The organism is Bermanella marisrubri, assembly GCF_012295615.1.
GTDB lineage: Bacteria > Pseudomonadota > Gammaproteobacteria > Pseudomonadales > Oceanobacteraceae > Bermanella > Bermanella marisrubri.
In genome coordinates this window covers 1,488,499-1,501,979 of record NZ_CP051183.1, presented here as the reverse complement: position 1 = coordinate 1,501,979, position 13,481 = coordinate 1,488,499, and the positions used below count along the sequence as shown (strand labels likewise).

The following is a 13,481-nucleotide window of genomic DNA, read 5'->3' as shown; positions in this document are numbered from 1 at the left end:
GTGCATTAATATATTTGATGGCGCCTATTTTCTAATCAACTTACAGAGAAGCCCCTGATAAACCTAGGTTTGCACAGATTTGGCACTCGCTTTGCAAAACCATAATCGTCCGTACCCTTGTCATATAGGACAGACAAAATAATTTGAAATAGAACGCTAGGGTTCCGATCAGGCTCGCACATAATTGAAGAGATAGCCTTGATGACTGGTCCAAGAGCATTCGACCTCCCCCTTTTCGTTAAGGCATAGGTTACACGGCGGGACAAAAGCCCGGGAGAAGATCTTGGCCTTAATGCCGAGGGTACTCCGTGTAACTGAGCAGACTGAGAGGGTCTTCCATGAAACGCTTTTTAGCACTTCTTTTTACCTTATCGCTTACATCATTTAGCCATGCTTCTGACAGCTTCAAAGTATGTTGGTCCATATACGTTGGCTGGATGCCATGGGCCTATGGCGCAGAGCAAGGTATCGTCGATAAATGGGCCGACAAATACGACATCGATATCGAAGTAGTTCAAATCAACGACTACATTGAGTCTATTAACCAATACACTGCTGGCGAATTCGATGCTTGCACCATGACCAACATGGATGCGCTTACGATTCCAGCCGCGGGTGGTGTTGATAGCACAGCACTTATCGTGGGTGACTTCTCCAACGGCAACGATGGTGTTGTATTAAAAGACGGCGACAGCCTGAAAGATCTTAAAGGTCAGCAAGTAAATCTTGTTGAGCTTAGCGTTTCTCACTACTTATTAGCCCGTGGTTTAGATAGCGTTGGTTTAAGTGAAAAAGATCTAACCGTTGTAAATACCTCAGATGCCGACATGGTGGCTGCATACAGCACAGACGACGTAACTGCCGTTGCTACATGGAACCCACTGCTAAGCGAAATCGAATCCATGCCAAACAGCACCAAAGTTTTCGACTCATCAAAAATCCCTGGTGAAATTATAGACTTGTTAGTTATCAATACCGAAACCCTGAAAGCTAACCCTAAACTAGGGAAAGCGCTAACAGGTGCATGGTATGAAATTATGTCAAAAATGAGCGGCTCTGATTCAGCTGCAACCAAAGCGAAAACCTATATGGCCGAAGCCTCTGGTACCGACCTTGCCGGTTATGAAGCACAATTAGCCAGCACAGAAATGTTCTACACACCCAAAGCAGCACTTGAATTAACCAACAGTGCCGATCTTGTTAAAACCATGAAAAACGTGGCTGAGTTTTCATTCACTCATGGTTTGCTAGGAGAAGGTGCTCCTGATGCTGGTTACATAGGCATTGAAACGCCAGCAGGTACCTTTGGTAATAGCAGCAATGTTCAACTTCGTTTCGATCCAACCTACATGCAGATGGCCGCCGACGGAAGTTTGTAATTCGAATGCGCCTCTTCTGTGGCGCCATTCTTAGTTGCAACTACTACGAGAACAAAGGCCCCGATATGAAACGACTTATTAATTGGCAACCCAATAAACCCTTGGGTATTTTCCTAGGGTTATTGCCCTTCGCACTTTTACTCGTTATTTATCTAGTGAGTTCAGACTTGCGCTTGGAAGCCAATCCCAACGACAAACTACTACCCAGCTTTGCACAAATTAGTGATGGCTTTTCTCGCATGGCTTTCGAGCCCAGCCGACGTACCGGTGATTATGTGTTTTGGCAGGATACTGCCAGCAGCTTAACGCGCTTAGCTTTAGGTGTTGCCATTGCCGCTACCATCGGTTTAATGATTGGTCTCTTAGCGGGATCGTTACCACTATTCTCGTCTTGGCTTTCGCCATTATTAACTGTGGTATCTTTAATTCCGCCTCTGGCTATTTTACCAATATTATTTATCGTATTTGGCTTGGGTGAACTATCCAAAGTAATGCTCATTGCCATTGGTATTACCCCATTTATCGCCCGCGATATTTTACGTCGTACGCAAGAGGTGCCAAGCGAGCAACTCGTTAAGGCACAAACCCTTGGTGCCAATACATCGCAAATTCTGATTCGCGTTTTACTGCCTCAAATCATGCCCAAGCTTATTGACGCCGTGCGCTTATCGCTAGGTGCTGGTTGGTTGTTTTTGATTGCTGCCGAAGCCGTAGCTGCAACCGATGGTTTGGGTTACCGAATCTTCTTGGTACGCCGCTACATGGCAATGGATGTGATTCTGCCCTATGTTGCCTGGATTACTCTGTTGGCTTTTCTAATTGATCTGTCATTGCGTCAAATGAGTCAGCTTTTATTCCCATGGCACGACCTCAATTCGAAACAAGGAGGTAAGTCATGAATCCTATGATTGAAGTCAAAAACGTCTGGAAACAATACGGCGACAACGTCATTTTAGAAAACCTTTCTACCACAGTTTACGAAGGTGAATTTATCACGCTCGTGGGCACATCGGGTTGTGGTAAAAGCACGTTCCTAAACATGCTATTGGGCACCGTCAATCCAAGCAAAGGAGAAATCCTACTGGATGGTAAACCCATTTCAGACGAACCTGGCCCGGATCGCGGTATTGTTTTTCAACAATACTCTGTTTTCCCACACATGACCGTATTGGAAAACGTCATGGCCACCAAAGGCTTTCAAGCCAAAGGCATTACCGGTTATTTGTTTGGCAAGAAAAAACAGCAAGCCAAACAAGAAGCCACCAGTATTTTAGAAAAAGTCGGCTTAGATCATGCGCTCAACAAATACCCTCATGAACTTTCTGGCGGGATGAAGCAGCGCTTGGCTATTGCGCAAGCCCTTTTGGGTAAGCCACGGATTCTCTTATTAGACGAACCCTTTGGAGCATTGGACCCAGGTATTCGTGCTGACATGCATGAATTGGTTTTAGGACTTTGTAAAGAACACAAACTCACGGTTTTCATGGTCACCCATGATTTAAAAGAAGGATTCTATTTAGGCACCCGCCTTTGGGTTTTCGATAAATTGCGAGTCGATCATCAAGCACCGAATCGCTATGGCGCCTCCATCACTTATGACATTCCCGTAGGGCAAACCGACCCTGCTTTATACGAAACCATTGATGATGAAATTCGCCCTATTACCGCGAATGCATCGTAACAAATCGCTAGTAAAGGAGATCAAGATGAGCGAGATTATCCGTTCTATTGATTACACAACTCACATTCCATCTGGCAGTCATTGGTCGCTGCGTGTTCGACGCGGCACCATCATGCGACTGACCGATACCGCCGGTTTAGGCAATGTTGGAATGTTATTTTATAACCCGGAAAATCTATTAGAGCGTTACAACGCGCCCGACACCTTAAAATGTCAGCATACCTTTAAGCTCACCCAAGGCAATTGCCTGTACTCCGACATGGGACGTATCTTCGCTTCTATCGTGGAAGACAGTTTCGGTTGGCATGACACCGTCATGGGAAATAGCCATGCAGAGCATATCGAAGAGCGCTGGGGCAAAAGGGACTATCAGAACGACCGCAACCAATGGATGCAAAATGGTTACGACGCATTTTTGGTCGAGCTCGCCAAATACGGTCTCAACGGCAAAGACATTGCTTCTAACCTCAATTGGTTTAGCCAAGTTGTTACCGATCAAAATGGTGGACTCATACTTGCTCAAGACAATAAGGCACCTGGACAAACTGTTACACTGCGTTTTGAAATGGACACGTTAGTGCTACTGCATACCTGCCCTCACCCATTGAATACAGCCGAGATCTATCCTAGAGAATCCATACAAATTGAATTGGGCACCGCCCATGACATTCAAGAGGACGATTATTGTATGAACTTCCGCGAAGAAAATTTACGGGGCTTCAAAAATAATCAGCTTTACCATCTCGGTCTGATCGCGTAAGGAAACCATCATGCAAAGTTCTAATTTAAAAATCAGTAATGCCAGCTTTCGTAAAGTGATTGATGCTGGTGATTATTTCATTGGCGTTGTTTTAAAAGGTGAAACCTTTCGGATTTTGGATCTCAAAGGCAATCAAGCAGCGGACACTTTATTCTTCAATGCCCACAATGCCAGTGAGCGCTACAGCGCCATGGATACCATGCGCGAACAAGCTAATGTGTATTTAACAACCGGCACTAAGCTTCGCTCCAACCTGAACAATGTCATGTTGGAAATTACCGCAGACATCTGTGGCCGCCATGATACTTTGGGTGGTGCGTGCTCTACTGAAAGCAATACCGTGCGTTACGATTTAGAAAAACGCTGTATGCACTCTTGTCGGGACAGCTGGATGCTTGCCATCGCCGAACACCCTGAATACGGCATCACCAAACGCGACATTGGCCATAACATTAACTTTTTTATGAATGTGCCAGTGACCGAAGATGGCGGACTCACCTTTGCTGATGGCATTTCTGGCGCGGGTAAATACGTCGAGCTGGTCGCCCACATGGATACCATCGTCTTGATTTCCAACTGTCCGCAGTTGAACAACCCTTGTAATGGTTTTAACCCAACTCCCATAGAGTTCATCGTTTGGGCTGAGTAACAACGTCAAGATCAATAACCTCGATGGACGGCCATCGTTGAAAGTACACACCGGGACGGCCCGGCTCAGGTGAACATGTTTTCAAAAGTCCTAATTGCGAATCGCGGTGCCATCGCTACACGCATTATCCGCACTCTAAATAAACTCAATGTAACCAGTGTCGCTATTTATGCAGAAAGCGACCATCAAAGCTTGCATGTACGCCATGCAGATGAAGCTTACAGTCTTGGTGAAGGCAATGCCGCTGCCACCTACCTTGATATGAAAAAAATTATCGCCATCGCGAAAAAGTGCGGCGCCCAAGCCATTCATCCGGGCTATGGTTTTTTAAGTGAAAATAGCGAATTCGTAAACCTGTGCGAACAAAACGACATCGCCTTCATTGGCCCTACTACTGATCAAATTCAAGTCTTCGGTTTAAAACACGAAGCACGGGATCTAGCAGAAAAAGCAAATGTCCCATTAGCCCCTGGCAGTGGTTTATTGAAAGACCTAGCTGCCGCCATTGAAACCGCACAACAGATTGGCTATCCGGTTATGCTAAAAAGCACCGCTGGCGGTGGCGGTATTGGTATGCAGCTATGCCAAAACCAATCGGATTTAGAAAACGCATTTGATAGCGTAAAGCGCTTAGGCAGCAATAACTTTTCCAACGATGGTATTTTTCTAGAAAAATACATCACCAATGCACGTCATATCGAAGTTCAGGTATTTGCCGATGGTAAAGGCAACGCCCTCGCCATAGGTGAGCGTGATTGTTCCAGTCAGCGCCGTAACCAAAAAGTAGTGGAAGAATGCCCAGCTCCCAACTTATCCCAATCTATTCGCGAGCAGTTACACAATACCGCCGAGGCCTTACTTGCCAGTGTGAATTATCGCAACGCAGGCACGGTGGAATTTATATACGATAGCGATGAAGAACAGTTTTACTTTTTAGAGGTTAATACCCGTTTACAAGTCGAACACGGTGTAACAGAAACGGTTTACGATATTGACCTTGTGGAATGGATGCTGCGTTTAGCCAGTGGTGAACAACTGGCCTTAAACGAAAAGCGCCAGCAACTAACCGCGAAAGGCCATTCTGTTCAGGTTCGTATTTATGCAGAAGATCCTTATAAAAACTTTCAGCCCTGCCCGGGTTTGTTAACACAAGTGGATTTTCCTGAAGCCGACCACCTTCGCATTGACCATTGGATAGAAGCCGGCATACAAGTGCCACCCTATTTTGATCCTATGCTGGCCAAAGTCATTGTGCATGGAGACGATCGAGCGCAAGCGTTCTCTCGCTTAACTCAGTCACTTAAAGATACATGCCTTTATGGCTCACAAACGAACCTAGACTATCTTATCGCACTGACGCAGGAGCCTGTGTTATTAAACGGCGAAATGACCACTCGCTATTTAAACGATTATGCATTCCATCCAAACCGCATTGATGTAGTAAGCGGCGGTACGCAAACCACCATACAAGATTATCCTGCTCGCCAAGGCTACTGGGATGTTGGCGTTCCACCCTCAGGTCCGTTTGATAATCAATCGTTCCGATTAGGTAATGAGCTATTAAATAACCCAAGCCATGCCGCTGGTTTAGAAATCACCATGCAAGGTCCAAAATTAGTGTTCAGTAGCGCCACACAGATCGTTATCACTGGTGCCGACATTGAGGCCAAATTGGATGAGCAACCAATTCCGCTATGGACCGTCATTAATATCCAACCTCAGCAATGTCTAGAACTGGGTCGAATCAAAGATCAAGGGGCGCGCAGTTATTTATGTGTCCATGGTGGTATTCAATGCCCTGAATATCTTGGCTCTCGCTCCACCTTTACCCTAGGACAATTCGGTGGCCATAATGGGCGCGCACTAAATACAGGGGACTGTCTTGCACTAACGCCACTGAACGAAAGTAATCAAGCGAAAAGCGGTCAATCGCTAACGGAAAATTCTCTACCTAGTATTCAAAATACGTGGGAGCTTAAAGTCATTTATGGTCCCCACGGCGCGCCAGACTTTTTTACCGAGCAAGACATTGAAACCTTCTTTGAACATCAATGGGAAGTGCATTACAACTCCAGCCGCACGGGCATTCGCTTAATCGGACCTAAACCCGAATGGGCACGCAAAGATGGCGGCGAAGCAGGCTTACATCCCTCCAATATTCACGATAATGCCTATGCTTTTGGCACCGTGGATTTCACCGGCGATATGCCAGTGATATTAGGGCCGGATGGTCCCTCCCTAGGTGGATTTGTGTGTCCCGCCACGGTCATTCAAGCAGACTTATGGAAACTCGGACAATTACGAGCAGGTGATCGCATTCGCTTTGTACCGGTTTCTTTGCAAACCGCTAACACATTGGAGGCACAGCAGCTGGAAAGTATTCAGAATCTAGTTGGCCATGAGCCGCATTTTCAAACGACAGCCATTAGTTCGCCCATATTAGCCAGTACACCTGCCACTGAGACTGGTATTGATATTACTTATCGCGCAGCCGGTGATCACTTTTTATTGGTGGAGTATGGCGAACAAATTTTGGATATTGAATTGCGTTTTCGCGCCCACGCATTAATGCAATGGCTGCAAAAAAACAGCATCGATGGCATTAAAGAATTAACGCCAGGTATTCGATCACTACAGGTCCATTACGATAGCCAAATAATCAATCATCAATCCCTGATCGATCATTTAATGGAAGGCGAACGCTATTTGCTCACGCAACTGAGTGAGCTCAGTGTGCCCTCTCGCATTGTTCATATTCCACTATCGTGGGATGACGAAGCTTGCAAGAAAGCCATTGAAAAATACGATCAAAGCGTGCGCAAGGACGCTCCTTGGTGCCCAAGCAACTTAGAGTTTATTCGCCGCATCAACGGACTGGATAGCATCGACGAAGTAAAAGATATCGTCTTTAACGCATCGTATTTAGTAATGGGCTTAGGGGATGTTTATTTAGGGGCGCCTGTGTCAACGCCTATTGATCCGCGCCATCGTTTGGTGACAACCAAGTACAACCCGGCTCGCACATGGACAGCTGAAAACTCGGTCGGCATTGGCGGTTCGTATATGTGTGTATACGGCATGGAAGGCCCCGGCGGTTATCAATTCGTCGGCCGCACATTGCAAATGTGGAATCGCTATCGCAATACCAAAGAATTCACTCAACCTTGGCTATTGCGCTTTTTTGATCAAATTCGTTTTTACGAAGTCTCCAGCGAAGAACTACAGCGTATTCGCAAAGATTTTCCTCTGGGTCAGTACCCGATAAAAATCGAAGAAACAGAATTCAGCTTAACGTCATACAACAAATTCCTTGAAAACAATGAAAGTAGCATTCTTGAGTTTCAACAAAAACGACAGAACGCCTTTGCTGACGAATTAGCGGAATGGCATCGCACAGGTCAGTTTAATTACAAGGCACAGGAAGTGGTTGCCACTGATCAAGAACACGATTGGCCAGAAGATCACACCGTTATTGATAGCTCGGTATCCGGTAGCGTATGGCAAAACCAAGTGGCCGTTGGCGATACCGTGAAAGCCGGTCAAGAACTCATGATTTTAGAATCCATGAAAATGGAAATCCCAGTGGTTGCGCCATGTAGTGGCAAAGTGACCCATGTTCTTTTGGATAGCGGCCAAGGTGTCAGTGCCGGACAACCCTTAGTGGTCATTGATGACCAAGCAACCATTCAAGAAGATTCAGAACAGCAGCAAAAAGAAACACCTGCCAGTGAGGAAGTACAATGAATACCACAACCAACATGAGCATCGAATCACTGCGCCAAGAGTATTTGAAAGGCCAAATAACCCCTGATGCACTTATCGATAGCATTTTAGAAAAGTGCGAAGGCTATCAAGACTACAATATTTGGACGCACTTACTTTCAAAACAAGAAATTGCGCCCTATATCGACGCATTGAAGAATAAAAAGCCAGAAGACTATCCGCTTTGGGGCATTCCCTTTGCCATAAAAGATAATATTGATTTAGCAGGTATTAAAACCACGGCAGCCTGCCCTGAATTTGCTTTTTTACCAGACAGCTCTGCTTATGTGGTCAGCAAGCTAATTGAGGCAGGAGCGATACCCATTGGTAAAACCAATCTGGATCAATTCGCGACAGGATTAAACGGTACGCGCTCCCCTTATGGTCCGGTTAAAAATTCATTTAAGCCAGACTATATTAGTGGCGGCTCTAGCTCCGGTTCCAGTGTTGCCGTTGCTTTAGGTTTAGTCAGTTTTAGTTTAGGCACGGATACCGCTGGCTCAGGTCGAGTACCCGCCTGCTTTAACAATTTAGTGGGCACCAAACCCAGCATCGGTCTATTATCAGCGACAGGCATGTTGCCCGCATGTAAAAGCCTCGATTGCATGACGATCTTTTCCTTGAATACCGATGATGCCAATACCGTTTTAAGCGCAGCCGAGGGCTATGATGAAACCGATGCCTACAGTCGTCACAATGTTTACGATAACAAACCACGACATTACGGCCAAAATGCACAAGCGCTTAAAATCGGCATCGTTGCTAAATCCGATTTGAATTTCTTTGGCTCAAAGGAGTATGAAGAAGCCTATTGGCAATCTATTGATAAAATTGCCTCAAACCCAAATATTGAATTGGTCGAAGTAGACTTCTCACCTTTCTTGCAAGCTGCACAATTATTGTATCAAGGCCCTTGGGTGGCCGAACGCTATGTGGCCATCGAGAATATGATCCAAACCCAACCGGATGCCATACACCCTGCGGTGCGCAAAATCATCGAACCCGGTGGTAGCCTTACCGCAACCGATTGCTTTAAAGCCCAATACAAATTGGCCGCCCTTAAAACCATCTGTGATGAGATTTTGAATAGCGTCGATTGTTTATTAACTCCAACGGCTGGTCGCCCCTACACCATTCAAGAATTATTGGAAGAACCCATTCAATACAATAATGAATTGGGCTACTACACCAATTACATGAACCTATTGGATTACAGTGCCGTGGCCTTTCCAACCACGTTCACCAGCTCAGGTTTTCCGTTTGGTTTAACGCTAGTTGGCAACGCCATGGAAGATCGCAAACTGCTTTCCATTGCCCGTCGTTTTCATGGTGAAAGCAAATTGCCATTAGGCACAAGCGATGTGAAAATGAATTACCCTGAACTCGCCACCGTTCAGCATTCGCATAGCATTGACGTCATGGTATGCGGTGCACACTTAGATGGTCTACCGCTCAATTGGCAATTAAAAGAACGCAATGCGCAATTCAAAAAAGCAACGCGAACGGCACCTTGCTATCGCATGTATGCATTGGCTGGTGGCCCGCCGTTTAGACCTGGGCTCGTTTTGGATGAAGCCAACGGCACCCACATCGAATGTGAAATTTGGTCGGTACCCAAACAAGAATTTGGTAGTTTTGTGGCAGGCATACCTGCACCTTTGGGCATCGGTAAAGTGAAACTTGAAGATGGTTCAGTGGTGTCAGGGTTCATTTGCGAACCCTATGGCATCAGTGATGCAAAAGACATTACCGAGTTTGGCGGCTGGCGCGCCTATATGAAAAGCTTGTAGGCTTTATAAAAGCGTAAAACATCAGGAGGCGGTGAACTCACCGTTCTCCCACTGTTTGATGACCTCACGGGCGGACGCATAATCCGCCTCGTCTACGAGCACACGTACAATGCCCATGGTTTGAATTTCACCCACGCCACCTTGCAGCATTTCACCGTCCACACGTACTGCTATATCGTGTTGGCGTAATACATCAGCTAGCAAGTTGGCCTCAATGGAATTGGTCGCTTCGTAAGCTAGTCTGATACTCATAACTTTAATTGTTTTGCGATAATTTCATTCATGATTTCACGGGTACCGCCGCCAATAGACAGGATGCGGTTATCACGATATAAGCGTTCTACTACACATTCGCGCATTAAACCCATACCACCCATGATTTGTACTGCTTGATGAGTGATATAATCACTGGTATCCGTAGCAAAGTTTTTGGCCATGCTCACTTCTTTCACTTGATCCACGCCGCGATGCATTTGCGCCGCTACCTGATACATCATGGTTTTGCTGACTTCCAGTTTGGTCGCCATTTCCACTAGCTTATGTTTGGTCACTTGGTATTTGCCAATAGGCCGACCAAATGCCTCACGCTCTTTACTGTATTGCATCACTTGATCAAGGGCCAGTTCAGCGGTCATGTTGGCCATGGAGGTTAACATCAGACGTTCACTTTGGAAGTTGGTCATTATGGCGAAGAAGCCAGTATTCTCTGCACCAATTAAATTTTCCGCAGGCACCAAACAATCCTCAAAAAATAACTCAGCAGTATCCGATGCCCACCAGCACATTTTTTTGAGATTTCGGCCGACGCTAAAACCCGGTGTGCCCTTTTCAATCAGGATTAAAGACACACCACCATAGCCATCGCCGCCGGTGCGCACGGCTACCGTATAAAAGTCGGCACGTTCGCCCGAGGTAATAAACGTTTTACTGCCATTGACTTTGTAAAAGGCTTTGCCGTCAACTTCGACTTTTTCGGCACGGGTTTTAATATTCGCTACGTCCGAGCCACCACTGGGTTCGGTAATCGCTAAGGCCGCAATTTTATCGCCACTTAATACTTGCGGTACAACGCGTTCTTTCAGTTCTTTACTGGCCCATTTGGCAATGGGAGGCAACGCAATATCATGGGAGCCTAAGCTGGCCACTAGACCACCACTGGTGCTGCGCATGATTTCTTCTGAGAATACCAGCTTATGGAATACATCACCGGGCGTGCCGCCAAACTCTTCGGCATAGCCTAAACCTAAAAAGCCAGCATCCCCTGCTTTTTTATAAAGCTCACGGGGGAAACTGCCTTGCTCTTCCCAGTCGTTTACATGAGGTAAAATTTCCTGATCGACAAATCGTTTAACACTGTCACGTAGCGCGTGATGCGTTTCATCAAAATAGGGATGCGTCATGGTCTCACCTTTACCTCAATTTTTTATATTATTGTTATTCGTTTTTTAAGCGGTCTCAGCTTCTTCACTAGCTAATGCGATCTCCACCAATAATTGTTGGCCTTTTACCTGATCGCCAATGCTCACATTCACAGCAGTGACTTCGCCCTCGCAATCAGCTTTCATACTGTGTTCCATTTTCATAGCCTCTAGCACGACGAGTGTATCGCCTACGGTAACTTTCTGGCCCACTTCGATTTGTACATCGACAATGGCACCGTCCATCGACGCTTTAATCTTGCCGTCACCGGCTGAACCAGCAGCATTGCGTGGTGCATGGGTGATATCCAGCACTTCACAGCAACCGCCATGGGTCGCCATAAACAAGCGCTGATCTTCTATGGCGTAAGCCAAGCTGCGCTTAATACCCTGGTATTCATACATCACTTCGTTGTCTGCCATTTCCAACAAACTGACGGGGAAGCGCTCATCTTCTACTTGCAATACAAACGCTTGCTTGCGGCTATCTTCAATATGAATGGCCACATCAAAGTTTTGTTTTTCCGACGCCACCGGTGATTCAAAACTCAACCACGTAGGTGCAGGATTGGAGTTACGCCAAAACCGACGTTCTGCATCTTGCGCTTGTGCGTAATGCAGGTATTGAATCCACGCTGCCAGCGCTTGCTCGAACTTGGTTAAGCCCGCGATCTCCATGCTCATATCATCAGCGAAGTCTTCTTCTATAAACGCTGTGGTCGCATCGCCGTTGGCAAAGCTTTGATGAGCCAGAATGTTATACAAAAATCCGCGATTACTTTTTACGCCCAGCAAGGTCATGGACTTCAGAGCTTTCATTAATTTGCGGCGGGCAATGTCACGGTTTTCCCCATAGGCAATTACTTTGGCTAACATGGGGTCATAAAACGGTGTCACCATTTGCCCTTGCTGAATGCCCGCATCCATACGTAAGCCATCTAAATCTTTATACTGCCATTGCAAGATTTTTCCGGTTTGCGGCATAAACGCATTGCTTGGGTCTTCTGCATATAAACGCACTTCAACAGCGTGACCTTTAATCTGCACTTGCTCTTGCGTCATGGGCAGAGTTTGTCCTGCCGCTACTTGAATTTGCCAAGCGACTAAGTCGGTCCCTGTCACTAACTCGGTTACAGGGTGCTCTACTTGCAAGCGGGTATTCATTTCTAAGAAATAAAAATCACCGTTTTTATCCGCTAAAAACTCTACTGTACCTGCGCCCACATAATCACAGGCTTTCGCTGCATTCACGGCCGCTTCACCCATGGACTGACGCATGGCTTCACTAACAAACGGTGACGGTGCTTCTTCCACCACTTTTTGATGGCGGCGCTGCACACTGCAATCACGCTCACCTAAATAAATACAATTGCCATGGCGATCGGCAAAAATCTGAATCTCAATATGGCGCGGCTCCATAATGGCTTTTTCTAAAATCATTTCGTCGCTGCCAAAGGCATTCAATGCTTCGGATTTGGCGGTTTTTAATTGCGCTGCAAATTCGGCTTCGTTTTTGACGATGCGCATACCGCGACCACCGCCACCGGCGCTGGCTTTGATCATCACCGGAAAACCAATGGCTTTTGCTTCTTTAAATAGGGTTTCGTCCGATTGATCGCTGCCTTCATAACCTGGAATACACGGTACTTTGGCTTTCAGCATTTCAATTTTGGATAAACGCTTGCTGCCCATTAAATTAATGGCTTTTGGGTCTGGGCCAATAAAGGTGATGTTATTGTCTTGACAGGCTTGGCAAAAATCTGTGTTCTCGGATAAAAAGCCATAACCCGGGTGTACCGCATTAGCACCGGTTTGTTTGCAGGCTTCAACAATGCGGCTGATATTCAAATAGCTTTGATTCACTTGCGCAGGGCCAATGCAAACCGCTTCATCAGCAAAGCTCACATGGGGGGCGTCGGCATCGGCTTCGCTATAAACCGCCACGGTTTCATAGCCCAATGCCTTGGCGGTTTTCATGACCCTAAGTGCAATTTCGCCTCGGTTAGCAACTAGGATTTTTGTAAAGTCTTTCATGGTGTTCT

Annotated in this window: 10 protein-coding genes and 1 riboswitch; of the genes, 7 read left to right on the top strand and 3 right to left on the bottom strand. The window is 46.2% G+C overall.

Features of this window, described 5'->3' with window-relative positions; all coding sequences use genetic code 11:
* Positions 1 to 145 precede the first annotated feature (145 nt).
* Positions 146 to 279, top strand: a riboswitch (guanidine-I (ykkC/yxkD leader).
* Between the two features lie 59 nt (positions 280 to 338).
* The 7 genes from HF888_RS06925 (at position 339) to atzF (ending at position 10,021) form a co-directional block, all read left to right on the top strand.
* A complete protein-coding gene (locus HF888_RS06925) occupies positions 339 to 1,379 on the top strand; it encodes a putative urea ABC transporter substrate-binding protein (protein WP_007017591.1) in 1,041 nt (346 codons plus the stop codon).
* Between the two features lie 65 nt (positions 1,380 to 1,444).
* Complete coding sequence (locus tag HF888_RS06920) at positions 1,445 to 2,278, top strand: ABC transporter permease (RefSeq protein WP_007017590.1); 834 nt, start codon at positions 1,445 to 1,447, stop codon at positions 2,276 to 2,278.
* Complete coding sequence (locus HF888_RS06915) at positions 2,275 to 3,060, top strand: ABC transporter ATP-binding protein (RefSeq protein ID WP_007017589.1); 786 nt, start codon at positions 2,275 to 2,277, stop codon at positions 3,058 to 3,060. The genes HF888_RS06920 and HF888_RS06915 overlap by 4 nt, the downstream gene beginning before the upstream one ends.
* 25 nt (positions 3,061 to 3,085) lie before the next feature.
* Positions 3,086 to 3,820 (top strand): urea amidolyase associated protein UAAP1, encoded by a 735-nt coding sequence (locus HF888_RS06910; RefSeq protein WP_007017588.1) that lies wholly within the window; start codon positions 3,086 to 3,088, stop codon positions 3,818 to 3,820.
* A gap of 10 nt (positions 3,821 to 3,830) precedes the next feature.
* Entirely contained in the window at positions 3,831 to 4,469 is a 639-nt protein-coding gene (locus HF888_RS06905; protein WP_007017587.1) for an urea amidolyase associated protein UAAP2, read from the top strand.
* A gap of 75 nt (positions 4,470 to 4,544) precedes the next feature.
* A complete protein-coding gene (gene uca, locus HF888_RS06900) occupies positions 4,545 to 8,213 on the top strand; it encodes an urea carboxylase (protein WP_007017586.1) in 3,669 nt (1,222 codons plus the stop codon).
* Positions 8,210 to 10,021 (top strand): allophanate hydrolase, encoded by a 1,812-nt coding sequence (gene atzF / locus HF888_RS06895; protein ID WP_007017585.1) that lies wholly within the window; start codon positions 8,210 to 8,212, stop codon positions 10,019 to 10,021. The genes uca and atzF overlap by 4 nt, the downstream gene beginning before the upstream one ends.
* Before the next feature lie 21 nt (positions 10,022 to 10,042).
* On the opposite strand, the gene HF888_RS06890 is transcribed toward atzF, so the two are convergent.
* From HF888_RS06890 to HF888_RS06880, 3 genes are read right to left on the bottom strand one after another with little or no spacing between them, the layout of a single operon-like run.
* Positions 10,043 to 10,273 (bottom strand): putative signal transducing protein, encoded by a 231-nt coding sequence (locus tag HF888_RS06890; RefSeq protein ID WP_007017584.1) that lies wholly within the window; start codon positions 10,271 to 10,273, stop codon positions 10,043 to 10,045.
* Complete coding sequence (locus HF888_RS06885) at positions 10,270 to 11,421, bottom strand: acyl-CoA dehydrogenase family protein (protein ID WP_007017583.1); 1,152 nt, start codon at positions 11,419 to 11,421, stop codon at positions 10,270 to 10,272. The genes HF888_RS06890 and HF888_RS06885 overlap by 4 nt, the downstream gene beginning before the upstream one ends.
* A gap of 45 nt (positions 11,422 to 11,466) precedes the next feature.
* Positions 11,467 to 13,473 (bottom strand): acetyl/propionyl/methylcrotonyl-CoA carboxylase subunit alpha, encoded by a 2,007-nt coding sequence (locus HF888_RS06880; RefSeq protein WP_007017582.1) that lies wholly within the window; start codon positions 13,471 to 13,473, stop codon positions 11,467 to 11,469.
* Positions 13,474 to 13,481: the final 8 nt, after the last annotated feature.

Excerpts from the sequence above, each read along its gene's own strand:
- HF888_RS06925 (WP_007017591.1), top strand. The coding sequence starts at position 339 with ATGAAACGCTTTTTAGCACTTCTTTTTACCTTATCGCTTACATCATTT.
- HF888_RS06890 (WP_007017584.1), bottom strand. The coding sequence starts at position 10,273 with ATGAGTATCAGACTAGCTTACGAAGCGACCAATTCCATTGAGGCCAAC.
- uca (WP_007017586.1), top strand. The coding sequence starts at position 4,545 with ATGTTTTCAAAAGTCCTAATTGCGAATCGCGGTGCCATCGCTACACGC.
- HF888_RS06920 (WP_007017590.1), top strand. The coding sequence starts at position 1,445 with ATGAAACGACTTATTAATTGGCAACCCAATAAACCCTTGGGTATTTTC.
- atzF (WP_007017585.1), top strand. The coding sequence starts at position 8,210 with ATGAATACCACAACCAACATGAGCATCGAATCACTGCGCCAAGAGTAT.
- HF888_RS06910 (WP_007017588.1), top strand. The coding sequence starts at position 3,086 with ATGAGCGAGATTATCCGTTCTATTGATTACACAACTCACATTCCATCT.
- HF888_RS06915 (WP_007017589.1), top strand. The coding sequence starts at position 2,275 with ATGAATCCTATGATTGAAGTCAAAAACGTCTGGAAACAATACGGCGAC.
- HF888_RS06885 (WP_007017583.1), bottom strand. The coding sequence starts at position 11,421 with ATGACGCATCCCTATTTTGATGAAACGCATCACGCGCTACGTGACAGT.
- HF888_RS06905 (WP_007017587.1), top strand. The coding sequence starts at position 3,831 with ATGCAAAGTTCTAATTTAAAAATCAGTAATGCCAGCTTTCGTAAAGTG.
- HF888_RS06880 (WP_007017582.1), bottom strand. The coding sequence starts at position 13,473 with ATGAAAGACTTTACAAAAATCCTAGTTGCTAACCGAGGCGAAATTGCA.